General features: G+C 62.3%; 16 protein-coding genes, 1 tRNA gene and 1 other RNA gene. 12 read left to right on the plus strand and 6 right to left on the minus strand.

The window, feature by feature from the left end; genetic code table 11:
• Nucleotides 1-2: 2 nt before the first annotated feature.
• Nucleotides 3-2,729 carry a pyruvate dehydrogenase (acetyl-transferring), homodimeric type gene (gene aceE, locus CXY73_RS15045; RefSeq protein WP_104178159.1) on the minus strand — a complete coding sequence of 909 codons (2,727 nt, stop codon included), beginning with the start codon at nt 2,727-2,729 and terminating at the stop codon, nt 3-5.
• Between the two features lie 234 nt (nt 2,730-2,963).
• Between aceE and CXY73_RS15050 the strand changes: the two genes are divergently transcribed.
• The 7 genes from CXY73_RS15050 to rnpB all read left to right on the plus strand — a co-directional run bounded on the left by CXY73_RS15050 (nt 2,964) and on the right by rnpB (nt 6,669).
• Complete coding sequence (locus tag CXY73_RS15050) at nt 2,964-3,464, plus strand: peroxiredoxin (protein ID WP_199184224.1); 501 nt, start codon at nt 2,964-2,966, stop codon at nt 3,462-3,464.
• A gap of 39 nt (nt 3,465-3,503) precedes the next feature.
• Nucleotides 3,504-3,576, plus strand: a tRNA-Val gene (locus CXY73_RS15055).
• A gap of 37 nt (nt 3,577-3,613) precedes the next feature.
• Nucleotides 3,614-3,760, plus strand: a complete 147-nt coding sequence (locus tag CXY73_RS22895; RefSeq protein WP_158252992.1) for a hypothetical protein — start codon at nt 3,614-3,616, stop codon at nt 3,758-3,760.
• Nucleotides 3,761-4,201: 441 nt separating this feature from the next.
• A complete protein-coding gene (locus CXY73_RS15060; RefSeq protein WP_146071772.1) occupies nt 4,202-4,537 on the plus strand; it encodes a hypothetical protein in 336 nt (111 codons plus the stop codon).
• An 81-nt stretch (nt 4,538-4,618) separates the two neighbouring features.
• Nucleotides 4,619-5,437: a Nif3-like dinuclear metal center hexameric protein gene (locus CXY73_RS15065; RefSeq protein ID WP_104134732.1), complete on the plus strand. Its 819-nt coding sequence runs from the start codon at nt 4,619-4,621 to the stop codon at nt 5,435-5,437.
• 52 nt (nt 5,438-5,489) lie between these two features.
• The gene (locus tag CXY73_RS15070) at nt 5,490-6,227 is read left to right on the plus strand and encodes a zinc ribbon domain-containing protein (protein ID WP_104134731.1); all 738 of its coding nucleotides are present in this window, start codon (nt 5,490-5,492) and stop codon (nt 6,225-6,227) included.
• Between the two features lie 48 nt (nt 6,228-6,275).
• An RNA gene (gene rnpB / locus CXY73_RS15075) (RNase P RNA component class A) lies at nt 6,276-6,669 on the plus strand.
• 24 nt (nt 6,670-6,693) lie between these two features.
• On the opposite strand, the gene CXY73_RS15080 is transcribed toward rnpB, so the two are convergent.
• Together CXY73_RS15080 and CXY73_RS15085 are read right to left on the minus strand one after the other, a co-directional pair.
• Complete coding sequence (locus CXY73_RS15080; protein WP_104134730.1) at nt 6,694-7,449, minus strand: response regulator; 756 nt, start codon at nt 7,447-7,449, stop codon at nt 6,694-6,696.
• On the minus strand, nt 7,446-9,023 hold the full coding sequence (locus CXY73_RS15085; protein ID WP_233198374.1) for a sensor histidine kinase: 1,578 nt from the start codon (nt 9,021-9,023) through the stop codon (nt 7,446-7,448). The genes CXY73_RS15080 and CXY73_RS15085 overlap by 4 nt, the downstream gene beginning before the upstream one ends.
• A gap of 183 nt (nt 9,024-9,206) precedes the next feature.
• On the opposite strand from CXY73_RS15085, the gene CXY73_RS15090 reads away from it, so the two are divergent.
• From CXY73_RS15090 to CXY73_RS15100, 3 genes are read left to right on the plus strand one after another with little or no spacing between them, the layout of a single operon-like run.
• Nucleotides 9,207-10,214: a tripartite tricarboxylate transporter substrate binding protein gene (locus CXY73_RS15090; protein ID WP_104178161.1), complete on the plus strand. Its 1,008-nt coding sequence runs from the start codon at nt 9,207-9,209 to the stop codon at nt 10,212-10,214.
• A 4-nt stretch (nt 10,215-10,218) separates the two neighbouring features.
• Nucleotides 10,219-10,770: a tripartite tricarboxylate transporter TctB family protein gene (locus CXY73_RS15095; RefSeq protein ID WP_104178162.1), complete on the plus strand. Its 552-nt coding sequence runs from the start codon at nt 10,219-10,221 to the stop codon at nt 10,768-10,770.
• The gene (locus CXY73_RS15100) at nt 10,763-12,313 is read left to right on the plus strand and encodes a tripartite tricarboxylate transporter permease (protein ID WP_104134726.1); all 1,551 of its coding nucleotides are present in this window, start codon (nt 10,763-10,765) and stop codon (nt 12,311-12,313) included. The genes CXY73_RS15095 and CXY73_RS15100 overlap by 8 nt, the downstream gene beginning before the upstream one ends.
• Before the next feature lie 116 nt (nt 12,314-12,429).
• Here CXY73_RS15100 and ppgK read toward each other — a convergent pair whose 3' ends face one another.
• Together ppgK and map are read right to left on the minus strand one after the other, a co-directional pair.
• Nucleotides 12,430-13,191 (minus strand): polyphosphate--glucose phosphotransferase, encoded by a 762-nt coding sequence (gene ppgK / locus CXY73_RS15105; RefSeq protein WP_104178163.1) that lies wholly within the window; start codon nt 13,189-13,191, stop codon nt 12,430-12,432.
• Nucleotides 13,192-13,220: 29 nt separating this feature from the next.
• Complete coding sequence (gene map, locus CXY73_RS15110; protein ID WP_104178164.1) at nt 13,221-14,084, minus strand: type I methionyl aminopeptidase; 864 nt, start codon at nt 14,082-14,084, stop codon at nt 13,221-13,223.
• 12 nt (nt 14,085-14,096) lie between these two features.
• On the opposite strand from map, the gene CXY73_RS15115 reads away from it, so the two are divergent.
• Nucleotides 14,097-14,285 carry a hypothetical protein gene (locus CXY73_RS15115; RefSeq protein ID WP_104178165.1) on the plus strand — a complete coding sequence of 63 codons (189 nt, stop codon included), beginning with the start codon at nt 14,097-14,099 and terminating at the stop codon, nt 14,283-14,285.
• Between the two features lie 15 nt (nt 14,286-14,300).
• Here the strand turns inward: CXY73_RS15115 and panB are convergent, their stop codons facing one another.
• Nucleotides 14,301-15,182 carry a 3-methyl-2-oxobutanoate hydroxymethyltransferase gene (gene panB / locus CXY73_RS15120; protein WP_104134722.1) on the minus strand — a complete coding sequence of 294 codons (882 nt, stop codon included), beginning with the start codon at nt 15,180-15,182 and terminating at the stop codon, nt 14,301-14,303.
• A gap of 89 nt (nt 15,183-15,271) precedes the next feature.
• Between panB and CXY73_RS15125 the strand changes: the two genes are divergently transcribed.
• On the plus strand, nt 15,272-16,609 hold the full coding sequence (locus CXY73_RS15125) for a glutamine synthetase family protein (RefSeq protein WP_092108031.1): 1,338 nt from the start codon (nt 15,272-15,274) through the stop codon (nt 16,607-16,609).
• Nucleotides 16,610-16,619 lie beyond the last annotated feature (10 nt).

Here is a 16,619-nt window from a genome sequence, read left to right on the forward strand (position 1 = left end):
TTTTAGCTCTCGCCCCCGGCAGAGCCGGTGGTGCCCGCGCTCACGTCGTGCAGGCGATATTTGGCGATGGCCTGGCCGGCCAGGCTCCGGTCGACCTCGCCGCGGCGGGCGAGCAGCTCGAGAGTGCGCACCACCATCGACGGGCCGTCGATCTTGAAGAATCGACGTGCTGCCGGGCGGGTGTCCGAGAAGCCGAAGCTGTCAGCGCCGAGGGTAGCGAAGTCGCTCGGCACGAACTGCCGAATCTGGTCGGGAACGGCGTGCATGAAGTCCGACACGGCCACGAACGGGCCGGCAGCCCCCTCAAGCTTCGAGGTGACGTACGGAATGCGCGGCTCGTTGTCGGGGTTGAGAAAGTTGTACTCCTCGGCGGCCAGGCCATCGCGACGCAGCTCCGTCCACGACGTGACGGACCAGACATCGGCCGAAACGCCCCAGTCGTCGGCGAGAAGCTTCGCAGCTTCCAGCGCCCACGGCACGGCAACACCCGAGCCCAGCAGCTGGGCCTTCGGTCCATTGACCGTCGATGCGCTCACCCGGTGGATACCGCGCAGAATTCCCGCAATATCAACATCTTCGGGCTCGACGGGCTGCACGGCCGGCTCGTTATAAACCGTGATGTAGTACATGACGTTCGGGTCGGCGTGGGCGCCACCGTACATGCGCTCCAGGCCGGCGCGCACGATGTGGCCGATCTCGTAGCCGTAGGCCGGGTCGTAGGAGACCACGGCCGGGTTGGTCGACGACAGAAGGGGAGAGTGGCCGTCGGCATGCTGCAGGCCCTCTCCGGTCAACGTAGTGCGACCCGCGGTCGCGCCAATGATAAACCCGCGGGCCATCATGTCACCGGCGGCCCAGAGAGCGTCTCCGGTGCGCTGGAATCCGAACATGGAGTAGAACACGTACACCGGAATGAGCGGTTCACCCTGGGTGGCATACGAGGTGCCGACGTTGGTGAATGCTGCAGCAGCGCCGGCCTCATTGATGCCAACGTGCAGGATCTGGCCCTGTGGGCTCTCCTTATACGAGAGCAGCTGGGCATGGTCAACGGACGTGTAGTGCTGGCCGTTGGGGTTGTAGATCTTGGCGGTGGGGAAGAACGCGTCAATACCGAAGGTGCGAGCCTCGTCAGGGATGATCGGAACGATGCGGTTGCCAAAGTCTTTGGCTCGCACGAGCTCTTTGAGGAGCCGCACGAATGACATCGTCGTAGCGATCTCCTGGGTACCGGACCCCTTTTGGGCCACCTTGTAGGTCTCGTCGCCGGGGAGGTTGACCTTGGCGTGCTTGGTGCGACGCTCGGGCAGGTAGCCGCCGAGCGCACGGCGACGCTCGTGCATGTACGCGATTGCCTCATCCTTGTCGCCGGGAGTGTAGTACGGCGGCAGGTACGGGTTGTCCTCGAGCTGAGCATCCGTGATCGGCACGTGCATGCTGTCTCGGAAGGACTTGAGGTTGTCGAGGGTCATCTTTTTCATCTGGTGGGTCGCGTTTCGGCCTTCGAAGCTCGGACCGAGGCCGTAGCCCTTGATCGTCTTCGCCAGAATGACTGTGGGCTGGCCCTGGTGCTCGGATGCTGCCTTGAACGCGGCATATACCTTGCGGTAATCGTGGCCTCCACGCTTGAGATTCCAGACCTCATCGTCGCTGAGGTGTTCGACGAGCTTGAGCGCACGCGGATCACGACCAAAGAAGTTCTCACGCACGTAGGCGCCGCTCTCGGCCTTGTAGGTCTGGTAGTCGCCGTCGGTCGTGACGTTCATCAGGTTGATCAGGGCGCCATCGACGTCGTTCTTGAGCAGGTTGTCCCACTCGCGACCCCAAACGACCTTGATGACGTTCCATCCAGCACCGCGGAAGAAGCTTTCCAGCTCCTGGATGATCTTGCCGTTACCGCGCACCGGGCCATCGAGGCGCTGCAGGTTGCAGTTGATTACGAAGTTGAGGTTGTCGAGGCCCTCGTTGGCGGCCACCTGAAGCTGGCCGCGACTTTCCACCTCGTCCATTTCGCCATCGCCGAGGAACGCCCAGACCTGCTGATCGCTCGCATCCTTGATGCCACGGTTAGTCAGGTAGCGGTTCAACTGCGCTTGGTAGATGGCGTTGATCGGGCCGAGACCCATCGACACTGTGGGAAACTGCCAAAATTCCGGCATGAGTCGCGGGTGCGGGTACGAAGAGATGCCGTCGGGGGCGTGCGACTTTTCCTGGCGGAATCCGTCAAGCTGGTTCTCTGTCAGCCGGCCCTCCAGGAAGGCACGCGCATAAGTGCCGGGGGAGGCGTGGCCTTGGATGAAGATCTGATCGCCGCCGCCTCGGTGGTCCTGACCGCGGAAGAAGTGGTTGAATCCAACTTCATAGAGAGCAGCGGATGATGCATACGTCGCGATGTGCCCGCCGACGGCGATGCCGGGGCGCTGGGCCCGGTGCACCAGAACGGCAGCGTTCCAGCGAATCCAGGCGCGGTAGCGGCGCTCAATGTCTTCGTCGCCGGGAAAGTCGGGTTCGTTCTCCGTAGCGATGGTGTTGATGTAGTCCGTCGTCGGTACCATCGGCACGCCGAGGTGCAGCTCCTTCGAGCGCTTCAACAGGCTCAGCATGATCTCGCGCCCGCGTTCGTGGCCGTGTTCGGCGACGAGCGAATCGAGGGATTGCGACCACTCAGCAGTCTCCTCCGGATCTGAGTCGGCGTTGTTCGTCGAATACGGGTCCTGGTCGTTGACCGTCACAGTCGACCTCTCTCTGTGGTTAATGCAGCCTGTGGTTTACGCAGCGATGGTGCTCAGCAGTTTGAACACAACGGTGGCACGTGCCGTAACAGAGCAGGTTGGATTGCAACCGGCGGCACCACGTAAGCCTACAGATTTCACAACTTATCCGTGCACGGGCATGGCTGATCCAAAATACGCGACCGCTGTGACACCGGACATATTACAGAGCTAGAGTGTGTCTCCGGCCAATCCATGCGCCCGACACCGAGGAAAGAAGCTCTCATCGCTCTCGAAAATGACACCCAGGCACCCGATTTCAAACTCATCAATCAGTTTGGTGAAACTGTACAGCTCAGCCAATTTCGGGGGATAAAGTCCGTCGCTTTGGTGTTCTTTCCGCTGGCGTTCTCCGGCATCTGCAGCGGCGAACTGTGTGAACTGCGTGACAACCTGGCCCTGTTCGAAGACGGTGGAGTCGAGCTCATCGGAATTTCCGTTGACTCCCGTCATGCATTGCGGGCCTTCGGCGAGCAGGAAAAATACACCTTCGATCTCGTGGCCGATTTCTGGCCGCACGGAGCTGTTGCGAAAGAATACGGCGTCTTTCTGGAGGACAAGGGTTTCGCTAACCGCGCCACATTCCTGATCGATCCAAGCGGCATCATTCGGGCCAGTTTCATCACAGCACCCGGCGAAGCGCGGTCCATCGACTCCTACCGCGCCGCTCTTGGACAGCTTGTACCCGCCCTCTGACCTATACTGATGAGACCCGGTGACCTTGAGTCGTCGTCGGGGCCTTTAGCTCAGTTGGTAGAGCGCCACGTTTACACCGTGGATGTCATCGGTTCGAGCCCGGTAGGGCCCACAAAGATTTCTCCCACGGCTTGTGATCGTGAGGTCGAATGACACGCACGATTCCGGTGTACTGGGTTGGGCAGGTGCAAGTGTTGCAGGTCATTACCGCAGCCGTGTGCACGCTCTGTTCCCCGTTTGGGTTCGAGACCGTGAGCGCAAACAATACCGTGGAGGCCCACTTCGATGCGCTGTAATTCGACCTGGGTGAGGGGTCTGCCTGGGGGCCGCTGGCCATCAGGCGGCCCGTACTCGTAGACAACTTTGCGACGTCGACGGGAACGACCTGCCCAGCGTTGATGAAAGCCGCGCAGAACACGGAAGTGCAGGCCGTTCACGTCTTTCCGCTCATCATGGGTCGGTCGATATCGGCGCCCTCTCGCTGTTTTCGACGGGCTCCGGCGGTCTCTCACCCGCGCAGATTCTGGACGCACAAGTGCTCGCTCAGATTGCCGCCGTCCAGGTCTTACGTCGATCCCACACCGCGCAAACACTAAAAACAAAATTGCATCGCTTCTAGCAGTAGTTGCGAACTAACTGAGACTTATCCCCCGTTTGAACTGAGCGGGCATATACTATTCCTGGCCGCCCCGGACCCTGGCAGCACACGCACTAAACGTGAGCTTGCGAGGGAAATCATGAAACGTATATTTCACCCCGGTGGGTCAGTGATCACCGGCAGTGATCTCGCTGATGCGGTCCTGCTGTACGCCGAGGCACTGTGTAACCGTCGACAAGTCGACGTCGTCGATATACCGGTCATGGGCGATGACGGCATGCTTCTGCGCGCTCAGTTTTTGATCGGTTCCTCGAGTCAGCTGGTCAGCGTCACCGCGGATAGTCTGTCGCCAGAACTGGTCGAACCGGAAACGACGGATTTTCTGCACCGCAAGGCCCAAACCGGAGCCATGATCCCAGCGGCGTGGACCCGTGAGGAGTCGGCTGTCGTGCAGTTCGACGAGTTCGACTACTGACCTGCCTTTTCGCGGACACGACGCATTGGGTTGTGTCCTGTTCGCGAAACCTTGGCACCGGTCGCCCGGTAGGCTGAACGGGTGTCATTCTCGCTTGCCGACGTTACCCGCATCGCCCATACCCTCTGGCCTCTCGACGGTGCCGAAGCGTGGGATGCACCGGGGCTGGTCAGCGGCGATCCGGCCCGGCCGATTCGCAGCATCCATTTGGCCGTCGATGCCGTCGCCGACACGGCCGACGAGGCCATTGCAGCCGGCGCCGATCTGCTGTTGACGCATCATCCGCTGCTGCTGCGCGGTGTCACGAGCATCGCCGAGGACAGCTACAAAGGGGCATTGCTCAGCCGACTCATTCGTGCCGACTGTGCTTTGCTTGCCGCCCACACCAACGCAGACGTGGTCGCTGACGGCGTGTCCGACGTGATCGCCATGCGGCTGGGATTGATCGCCGCGCTGCCCATCATGAATGGCGTTGTGCCGGGCACTGGCATCGGACGGGTCGGTCGCCTGCCGAAACCGACCACGCTCGGACACCTGGCACACACCATGCTGGCCCTGCTGCCGGCCACGGCTTCCGGAGTTCGCGCCGCCGGCGACTATGCAGCCCCGATCACGACGATTGCACTTTGTGGCGGCGCCGGTGATTCCTTGCTGCGGCACCCGCAGGTGCTGGCAGCGGATGTCTACATCACCTCCGATCTGCGCCACCACCCGGCGCAGGAGGCGCGCGAGCAGGCGCTTTGCGTCGGCGGACCCGCCCTCATCGACGTCGCACACTGGGCCAGCGAATGGTTGTGGCTGGAGCCAGCTGCCATGCAGTTGCGGGAGGCCCTGCCGGGAGTGTCGGTTACGGTAAGTGACCTGAACACCGACCCTTGGAATTTCGCCATCGTGCACTAAATTCATTTTCTTTCGTCAGTACAAGTCAAATTTAGCGTTAGGTCAGGACATCGTGAAGGCATCACCACTCCAGCAGAAGGAACTTCTGCGGCTTCAGGCCCTCGACATCAAGGTTCTTCAGCTTAGCCACCAGTCAAAGTCACTCGCGGCGCACGCCGAGCTTGCCGCGCTCAACAGGGAGGCTGAGGCCAGCCGCATGAAGCTGCTCGGCCGATCCGGCGAGCTCGACGACGTGCGTACCGAATTGGGACGCATCGAGAGCGACGTTGAGGTCGTCGAAAAGCGCATCGCCCGCGATACCGACCGGCTCCAACACACCTCATCCGTCAAGGACATTCAGGCTCTCGACTCCGAGGTTGCCTCACTCAGGAAGCGCCTGTTCGATCTCGAGGAGATTGAGATTGCCGTGCTTGAGCGCCAGGAGGAGCACGAGGCGGCCGTGGCCGTGGTGGAGCAGGAACGCGACGCCATTGCCGAGCGGGTCGCCGCCACTGAAGCCGTTCGGGATGAGTCGTTGGTTGACCTCACCCGTCAGCTCGGTGAGTTGACCCGTGATCGCGCAACGATTGCGGCCGCCATTCCCAATGACGTCGCTGCCCTGTACGAGCGCCTGCGCATCAGCGGCCACGGCAACGCCGCGGCTCTGCTACGTGCCCGTACCTGCAGTGGATGCACGATGACCCTGACCGGGAGCGACCTCGCCGATGCCCGTCAGGCGCCGACGGACGAGGTCATCTTCTGCCCCGACTGTGGCGCCGTGCTGGTACGCACCGAAGAGTCCGGAATCTAGCGCCGGTTCGGCGCCAGCCTGCCCGCCCGGTAAGCTTGGGTTTCGGAATGGGTCGGCAAGACGGTCGCGTCATTCGGGAGATCTTCGGGTCAAGCGGATGCCGAGGAACGTCCGGGCTCCATAGAGCAGGATGGTGGGTAACACCCACCCGGGGTAACCCGCGAGACAGTGCCACAGAAAGTAGACCGCCACCGGCGTCGCATCTTCGGATTCGGCAGGTGGTAAGGGTGAAACGGTGGTGTAAGAGACCACCAGAGGCCAGGGTGACCTGGTCGGCTCGGTAAACCTCGTCCGGAGCAAGGTCAGACAGAAAGCGTTGAGGCGGCTCGCCGAGCTTTCGGGTAGACCGCTAGAGGGCTGCGGCAACGTAGTCACGAGATAGATGGCCGTCGACGGTGTGCAAACACCTGGACAGAACCCGGCGTACTAGCCGGCCCATTCCACCTTCATCCACCCGGCGGTTTGGTCAGCCGGCCGCGGTCCAGTGATAGAGCTTTTCCGGCCGCCCGGCGCGGCCATATTTTTGGGTGATACCGGCTCGTTCGGTGATGACCAGAAATTCAAGGTAGCGCCGAGCGCTCACCCGAGCCAGTCCCAGATAACCAGCCACGTCGCTGGCCGAGATACCGACGGCGGCTCGCTTGAGCGTGGTCACGACGGCGTCGAGCGTCACCTCGGACAGTCCCTTGGACAGCGACAATGCGACCGATCCAGCGGCTGCGGTGGGCGGCGCGACCGTGCCGGGTTGCAGCATCCGGTCTATTCGTTCCTGATCGAGCATTGATGCTGTCACAGCGGCGTGCTCGCGCAAATCCTGACGGTGTTGAACGTACTGGTCGAGTCGCTCGAGCAGCACGGTCGAGGTGAACGGTTTGACCAGGTAGTGCATGACCCCACCGGCCATCGCTGCCCGCACAGTGTCGAGCTCCCTGGCAGCGGTGATGGCAATGATATCGACCGGGTCGCCGGGAAGATTGCGCGCGGCCCGCAGCACGTCGATGCCGGACATACCGGGCAGATGGATGTCCAACAGCACCAGGTCTGGTTTCAGCCTCGTGATTAGATCGAGGCCGTCTGTACCGGTGTAGGCGACGCCGACGATCTCGAACCCACCGTGGGCGAGCAGAAAACCGGTGTGAATTCCCGCGACTTCACGGTCATCGTCGATGACCACCGTGCGGATAAGAGCCGTGCGAATGAGAGCCGTATGAATGAGCGTCATGAGGCGGTTCCAATGCGGTTGGGCGAGGAAGGTACTGCGGCGAGGAGCACGGTGAAGGTTGCTCCGCCGTGCTGCGACGGCTTGGAGGTGACGAACCCGGTGCGGCGCACGGCTACGCGCTGCACGAGGGCCAACCCGAAACCGCGTGCTCCGGGGCGGCTAACGTCTCGGGTGGACTGGCCGACCTCAAATATTCGCACGCGGTCCTTCTCTTTGATTCCCGGGCCGTCATCGGAGACGACGATGGTGGCACCCGTGCTGTCTTCGCTGAGGCGAACGTGGATGGTGCCATCGGCACCGATCGCTTCCATCGCATTGTCAATGAGATTACCGAGTACCGTGACCGGATCCGTCGTTCCATCGGGTGCGAGAGTCGAATCTTCGTCGATGACCAGATTGATGCCTTTCTCCGCTGCGATGGTGCTCTTGGCCATGAGCAGGCTCGCCGCGTCGGGGTCGGTGATGCCGGGGGACAGGGCTCGGGAGACCACGGAACCACCGTGCCCGGCGCGAGTGATGAAATCCACGACCTGCTCCGTGCGCCCCAGTTCGATCAACCCCGAAATAACGTGCATCTTGTTGGCGAATTCGTGGGCCTGGGCACGCAAAGCCTGCGTCACATCCCGTGCGCCATCCAGGTCTTGCAGAAGCTGGTGCAGCTCGGTCCGGTCCCGCAGAATCAATACCCGGCCGACCAATCCACCGTCGACGATGGCATCGTTGGACCGCGCCAGCAGAACGCGTTCACCGACGAGCACGGTCTCATCGCTTTCACCGCTATCGGCCAGCATTCTGGCCAGTTCCGCACCGACCACGTCCGGCGCCGGACGCCCCACCGAGTCATCGTCCGCGCCGAGGAGTCTGCGCGCCTCGTCGTTGACCAGAGCGATGGAACCGGCGGCATCCACCGCAACAAGGCCCTCGCCGATACCGTGCAGCATCGCCTCGCGGGTCTCCAACAGGGAGGCGATCTCTTCGGGTTCCAGCCGGTGAATCCTGCGCCACACCATCCGCGAGATCATCGTCGCCCCGGCTGTTCCTACCAGGGCAGCCCCGACGAGCCAGGTCACGAGCTCTGGCAGCACCTTATAAAGGTCGGCGCGCAGCGTCTGCTCCAAAATTCCTACCGAAGCCATGCCGATGATGACTCCGGACTCGTCAAGGATCGGCAGTTTGACCCGCCAGGTCTCTCCGAGCGTGCCAGTCTGGGTGCCGACATAGGTCTCACCAGACAGCGCAATCGATGGATCCGTCGAGGTCACGTGGCTGATCATGGCCGGGTTCGGATGCGAATAGCGCACGCCGGTGTCGTCGGTGACGACGACGTAGGTGACGTTGGCGGCCTCGGAGATCAGTTCGGCGATCGGTTGAATCGTGTCGCTTGGGTCGCTGTCGTCAAAGGCATCGACGATCGCGGGCAGCTCGGCCACCGACTGCGCGACTCCCACCATGCGGGCTTGATAGGCGTCACGAATCTGCTGTTCCTGCAAGCGGATAGCGACGGACCCGGCAACGAGGACGACGATGAGAACAATAAGGAGTTGCAGAAAGAACAACTGTGTTCTCAGCGACATCGACTGAATCATTCTTCCATTCTCCCATCTACCCTCCGACGTTGCGTCCGGTCCGCCCGGGCAGTGTCCGTAATGACCAATATGCGCACTATGACCGAATTCTTCCGCTGATCGGCGGGGCTCCATACGCTGAGATACAGCGTAGCCATACGCATCACAGTGGAGTGAATAGAGGAAAACAGCATGAAACAAGGCTCAATGACGCGTCGAACCGGTTTGATCGTTACGGCGGCAGCATCCGTTCTACTTCTCGCCGGGTGCAGCACCCCGGCAGCGACCAGCGGCAACAGCAATGAGGCTGCAGCCGGCATCGACAAGCTCAACATCATCGTTCCAGCCGACCCGGGCGGCGGCTGGGACCAGACCGGTAGGGCCATCGAAAAGGACCTGCAGGCCAACGATCTCGTGACGAGCGCCTCCGTCGTCAACGTGGGCGGCGCCGGCGGCACGAACGGGCTCGCCGCGATGAAGACCGAGAAGGATATCAACACCCTCATGGTCATGGGCTATGTCATGGTCGGTGCCGTCGAAACGAACAACTCCGCCAACCGCATCGAAGACACCACCCCGATCGCCCGCCTCACCGACGAGCCGCTCGTCGTGGTCGTTCCGACCGATTCCCCGTACGACACCATTGGCGATCTGCTCGATGACATTGGCGAGACCGGCCAGGCTGTCTCGATCACTGGAGGATCGGCCGGCGGCGCCGACCACATCCTGGCCGGAATGATGCTCAAGGAACAGGGCATCAGCGCTGACAAGCTCAACTACATTCCCTACTCGGGCGGTGGAGAGTCCCTGGCCGCGCTGCTCGGCAACAAGGTCAATGCCGGCATCTCCGGCGTTGGAGAGTACGCCGAGCAGGTCAAAGCCGGCAAACTGCGGGCCCTGGCGGTGTCCGGATCGGACGCTGCCCCGCAGCTTCCCGACACCGAAACACTGACCGATCAAGGGATCGACGTCGTGCTCACGAACTGGCGCGGAGTGGTCGCTCCCGGATCCATCGATGCCGCTCAGGCCGAAATTCTCACCACACTGATGGAAGACCTGCACGCGACCGACACTTGGCAGACCACACTCACTGATAACAACTGGGCGGATGCCTTCATGATCGGTAACGAGTTCGCCGATTTCCTCACCGAAGACATCGCGACAGTGAAGGTCACGCTGAAAGACATCGGTCTGCTGTAACCCGATGACCGTTCCCACACCCGAGTCGCTGGGCGGCGGTGGCACCAACCGTGCCACCGCCGCCCGGCCCGTCGGAGAAATAGTTTTCGCGTGTGTCATCCTCAGCTTGGGAATCGTCGGCTTCGTGGCCGGCGCCGACATCCGCACACCGCCCTCAGCGAGTGACATCGGTCCCCGCGCGTTCCCCTTCCTGGTCTCGGGACTGCTTGTCGTGATTGGCATCGGCCTGATTTTTCAGCTCCTGCGCGGCCACGTCGGCGTGGCCGAAGAGGGCGAAGACGTCGACCCGAGCATCAAAACCGACTGGCTCACCGTCGTGAAGCTCGTCGGCTTCGTCATCGTTCATATTGTGCTGATCGTGCCGCTCGGCTGGCCCGTCGCGGCCGCCGTGTTGTTCTTCGGCGCGGCCTGGTCGCTCGGTGCGAAGCCCTGGTGGCGCAACGCCCTGACCGGCATCGCGCTCGCCCTGATTCTGCAATTCGTGTTCGCGGGGCTCCTCGGCGTGTCCCTGCCGGCCGGTTTTCTCCTGGAAGGGGTGGCCATCTTCAATGGATAACTTCATCAACCTGATGAATGGCTTCAGCGTGGCGATGCAGCCGATGTATCTGCTTTACGCGCTCGGTGGTGTCTTCATCGGCACCGCCATCGGCGTGCTGCCGGGCATCGGACCCGCCATGACCATCGCCCTGCTGATGCCGATCACCTACAGCCTCGAACCGACCGCGGCCATCATCGTCTTCGCCGGCATCTACTACGGTGGCATGTACGGCGGATCGACGACATCGATCCTGCTCAATACACCGGGGGAGTCGGCATCGATCGTGACAGCCCTCGAGGGCAACAAGATGGCCAAGGCCGGACGGGGCGCTGCAGCCCTCGCGACGGCGGCCCTCGGGTCGTTTGTCGCCGGCACCCTCGCGACGGTGTTGCTGAGCTTTCTCGCCCCATTCGTGGCCGAGTTCGCCATTCAAATCGGCCCGGTCGAATATGTGGCCCTCATGCTCGTTGCATTCCTGACCGTGGGGGCCTTGCTTGGGGCATCCGTTCTGCGTGGGCTAGCGTCGCTGGCCCTCGGCTTGTTCATCGCGCTGATCGGCGTCGACGCCCTCACCGGCCAGCAGCGTTACACCTTCGGCAATCCATTCCTGGCCGACGGTATCGACGTTGTACTCGTCGCCGTCGGCTTGTTCGCCGTCGGCGAGGCCATGTATGTGGCGTCCCGGCTGCGGCACGGGCCGGTCAAGGTGATTCCGGTCACCGGCGGCTGGACCACTTGGATGAAGAAGGACGACTGGAAGCGGTCCTGGAAGCCGTGGTTGCGCGGAACCTTCATCGGTTTCCCGATCGGTACGATTCCCGCCGGGGGAGCGGATGTTGCTACCTTCCTCTCCTATGCGGCCGAACGCCGCCTGGCCAACGGTGCGAACAAGAAACAGTTCGGCAAGGGTGCCATCGAGGGCGTTGCCGGCCCGGAATCGGCCAACAACGCGGCGGCGGCCGGAGTTCTGGTGCCGCTACTGACCCTCGGGATTCCGACGACGGCCACGGCCGCGATGATGCTCGTCGCATTCCAGCGCTATCAGATTCAGCCGGGGCCGCTGCTCTTTGAAACCCAGGGTGCACTGGTCTGGACACTCATCGCCAGCCTGTACGTCGGCAACCTGATGCTGCTGATTCTCAACCTGCCGCTGGTGGGTATCTGGGTAAAGATACTGCAGATCCCACGTCCGTACCTGTATGCGGGAATTCTGGTGTTCGCTGGGCTTGGTGCGTTCTCGCTCAATTTCACGCCGGTTGACGTGGGGATTCTGCTCGTCGTTGGCGTGCTGGGCTTCTTCATGCGGCGCTACGGCTACCCGATCGCGCCGATGGTGGTCGGGCTTATTCTCGGCCCGATCTTTGAGAACCAGCTGCGCCGGTCGCTCGCGATCTCGCAGGGGGATCCGACGGCGCTCATCGCATCACCGATCGCGGCCACCGTCTATGTTTCACTGATCGTGATCTTCGCCCTGTCGTACTGGATGAAGCGTCGCCAACGTGTTATGGAGTCTGAGCGAGTTTCCGAGGACGACGCCGTCGATGAACGGATGGCCCGGTAGCTTTCGTCTGGCCGAAGCGACAGAGGACCGACACCATCGCCATGGTGTCGGTCCTCTGTCGTTCCCCTGACCAAAATCGGGGCGGGAGCCAGCCGGCAAGACCTAACCGGCCAGATCTAGCTGGAAACAAGGCGGGCGGCGAGGGCGGCTGCACCGAGGATGCCTGCATTGTTGCGGTGCACGGCCGGAATGATCCTGGTTTTCAGGCGCAGCAGCGGCAGGAAGTCCTCATAGTGTTTGGAGACGCCGCCGCCGACAATGAACAGGTCGGGGGTGAATAACAGTTCAAGGGTCGAGTAATACTTCTGCAGGCGCATCGCCCACTTGTCCCAGCTCAGGTTCTCGCGTTCCTTGGCAGAGTACGCCGCCCGAGTCTCGTAGTCCTGACCGTCGATCTGCAGGTGGCCGAGTTCCGTGTTCGGAACCAGCACACCGTCATTGAGCAGCGCCGAACCGATTCCAGTGCCGAGAGTGGTCAGCAGTACGACGCCGGCAACGTCCTTCGCCGCCCCGAACTGCGCTTCGGCGTACCCCGCGGCATCCGCGTCGTTGACGAAGTGAATTGGGAGCCCAAGGCCCTTTTCAAACAAAGCCTCGGCGGCCAGGCCGATCCACTTCGATGATACGTTCGCCGCCGACATGGTGCTCCCGTTCTTCACAACCGCGGGAAAACAGACACCGACCGGCAGGTCGCCGACTCCCTGAGACACCGTCCCGAGCAGGGTGCGCGTGGTCTCAATGATGTCCTGCGGTCTGCCACCCTTGGGCGTCGGCAGCTTCACCCGATCTGAGAGCAGCTCACCGGTCGACAGATCGACGACGGCTCCCTTGATGCCGGTGCCACCGATGTCGATGCCGATTGCCGTCGTTGCAGTCATATATTGAACCTATCTGGTCGAGCGCGCGGTCAGGGCAGGGTTAGAATTTCGGCGCCACGTTCGGTCACCACAAGAGTGTGTTCAAACTGCGCCGTGATGCTGCGGTCGCGGGTGAGGACCGTCCAGTCGTCGTCCCAGATGTCCCAGTCGCTCGTGCCGAGCGTGAGCATTGGCTCGATGGTGAAGACCATGCCGACCTCCATCACGGTGTCGTACTGCGGCGCGTCATAGTGCGGAATAATCAGGCCGGAGTGGAAGGCTTCGCCGACCCCGTGCCCGGTATAGTCGCGTATGACACCGTAGTTGAAGCGTTTGGCGTAGGACTCGATCGTGCGACCGATCACATTGACCTGTCGTCCGGGGGCTACGGCCTTGATGCCGCGGGCGAGCGCCTCGCGGGTGCGTTCGACCAGCAGGGTGACCTCTTCGCTCGCTTCCCCGACGACAAAGGTCACGTTGGTGTCGCCGTGAACCCCGTTCTTGAACGCGGTGATGTCGATGTTCACGATGTCGCCGTTTTCAAGCACCGTGTTGTCGGGGATACCGTGGCAGATGACCTCGTTGACCGAGCTGCACAACGATTTGGGGTAGCCGCGGTAACCGAGCGTCGAGGGGTAGGCGTCGTGCGCGACCATGTAGTCGTGGCCGATCCGGTCAAGTTCCTCGGTTGTGACGCCGGGAACGATTGCAGCGCCGACGGCGGCGATGGCGCGGGCAGCGATGCTGCCCGACTCGCGAATGAGTTCGATTTTCTCGAGCGAATAGACATCGGAGCCGGTGAAGGGGCTCGGGCCGGTCTTGCCGATGTACTCCGGGCGAACGATGTGGGACGGAACGGAACGGGGCGATGACACCGTTCCCGGGATGAGGTGACCGATTGAATCCTTAGGCATAGGATCAAGCTTATGGCCGAGAACAAGGAACACGCATTCTGGTACAACATGCGCACCGGCGAGGTCGAGCTCGGTCTGCAGTCGGCATCACTGGATCGGGTTGGACCATTCGTGACCCGCGATGATGCCGCCCATGCCCTGGAAAAGCTGCGGGCGAACAGCGCCAAGTGGTCTGAGGACGACGCGCGAGACGCTCGCTAGCAGCCCGCAGGCGTGCTACTCGTAGCTGTGCTCTGGAGCCGGGTAGGCACCAGAGGCGACATCGGCGGTGAACCGTTGTACGGCATCCGTCAGCACAGCTCGCACGTCAGCATACTGGCGCACAAACCGAGGTACCCGGCCGCTGGTCATACCGGCGAAATCGGTCCAGACCAGCAATTGACCGTCAACGGATGGTCCGGCACCGACCCCGATAGTCGGGATCGACAGGCGTTCGGTCACCTGAGCGGCGACCGAGGCCGGAACCATTTCGAGGACCACGGCAAAGGCCCCGGCCTCCTGCACGGCGAGGGCGTCGATAATGAGGGCCTCGGCCGCTTCGCCGCGCCCCTGGATGATGTGGCCGCCGAGCCCGTGCTCGCTCTGCGGGGTGAAGCCGATATGACCCATCACCGGGATACCAGCCGACACGATGCGCCGAATCTGTTTGTGGCTGCGCTCCCCACCCTCCAGCTTGACCGCGTGCGCCTGGGCTTCCTTCATGAACCGCACGGCCGTGGCCAGGGCCTGATCTGGCCCGCTCTCGTAGGACCCAAACGGCATGTCCGCGACGACGAGCGCGCGGGTGACCGCGCGTGCTACGGCGCGGGTCAGCGGAATGAGCTCGTCAACCGTGACCGGCAGGGTGGTTTCGTATCCGAAGACGTTATTGCCGGCGGAATCACCGACTAGGAGAAAGTCGATACCGGCCTCATCGAAAATCTGTGCGGTGAGCATGTCGTAGCTGGTCAGGCCGGTAATCGGAATGCCCTGCAGCTTGGCGGTCTGGAAATGTCTGGTGCGTACCCGTTTGGGGCCCTCGGGCGCGTGTCCGTACGGCTGCTGAACCGCGACATCGGCGGGAGGGACCGTGGGCTCTGGCACTGTCAACTTTGGCATGCGACAAGTTTAGTCAGGCAAGCAATCGTCCCTGGAGCCAGTAGCCTAAGCAGTAGTTATTAAAGTTGGAGCAATCAGAAAGAGCGTGAATGGACAAGCAGCGCGACTTCGTTCTTCGGACCATCGAGGAACGAGGAATCAAGTTCGTTCGACTCTGGTTCACCGATGTCGTCGGCACTCTGAAATCGGTCGCCATCGCTCCCGCCGAGGTTGAAGGTGCATTCAATGAAGGCCTCGGTTTCGATGGCTCGGCCATCGAGGGTCTCACCCGTTCCTTCGAAGCGGATGTCCTCGCTCACCCGGATCCCACCACGTTCCAGATTCTGCCGTGGCGCGGCGAGGTCGACCCGACAGCCCGCATGTTCTGCGACATCACCACGCCCGACGGGCAGCCCGCCGTGGCAGACCCGCGCAACGTGCTCAAGCGCACCCTGGCCAAGGCAGCCGACCGCGGCTTCACGTTTTACACTCACCCCGAGGTGGAGTTCTACCTGCTCAAGTCCTCGAAGTACGGCAAGAACGGCCCTATTCCGGTCGACTCGGCCGGCTACTTCGACAACGTTCCCGGCGGCACGGCGCACGACTTCCGTCGCCGCTCCGTGCGCATGCTCGAAGACCTGGGAATTTCGGTGGAGTTCAGCCACCACGAAGCGGGACCCGGCCAGAACGAGATCGACCTGCGGTACGCCGATGCGCTGACCACAGCCGATAACATCATGACCTTCCGCACAGTGGTCAAGGAAGTCGCCATCGAGCAGGGCGTCTACGCGACGTTCATGCCCAAGCCCATGTCTGAGCACCCCGGATCCGGCATGCACACCCACATGTCGCTGTTTGAGGGCGACGCGAACGCGTTCTACGAGGCCGGCGCCAAGTATCAGCTATCCAAGATCGGCCGCCAGTTCATCGCCGGGCTGCTCAAGCACGCGCCGGAAATCACCGCGGTGACCAACCAGTTCGTCAATTCCTACAAGCGGCTGTGGGGCGGTGACGAGGCCCCGAGCTTCGTCTGCTGGGGCCACAACAACCGCTCGGCCCTCGTGCGGGTACCACTGTACAAGCCGAACAAGGGCCAGAGCGCTCGAGTCGAGTACCGGGCGATCGATTCAGCGGCCAACCCTTACCTCGCCTACTCGCTCATGTTGGCTGCCGGCCTCAAGGGCATCGAGGAGGGCTACGAGCTGCCGCCCGAAGCCGAAGACAACGTCTGGAGCCTCAGCGACACGGAGCGCCGTGCCCTCGGCTACACGCAGCTGCCGGCGAGCCTCGACCATGCCATTCAGTTCATGGAAGAGTCCGAACTCGTCGCAGAGACACTCGGGGAACAGGTCTTCAACTACGTACTGCTGAACAAGCGCCAGGAATGGCGCGACTACCGGTCGCAGGTCACTCCGTTTGAGCTGCAGAAAAATCTGGAGATGCTCTAACTCGCACCCG

This window comes from Cryobacterium sp. Y50 (assembly GCF_002929805.1).
GTDB lineage: Bacteria > Actinomycetota > Actinomycetes > Actinomycetales > Microbacteriaceae > Cryobacterium.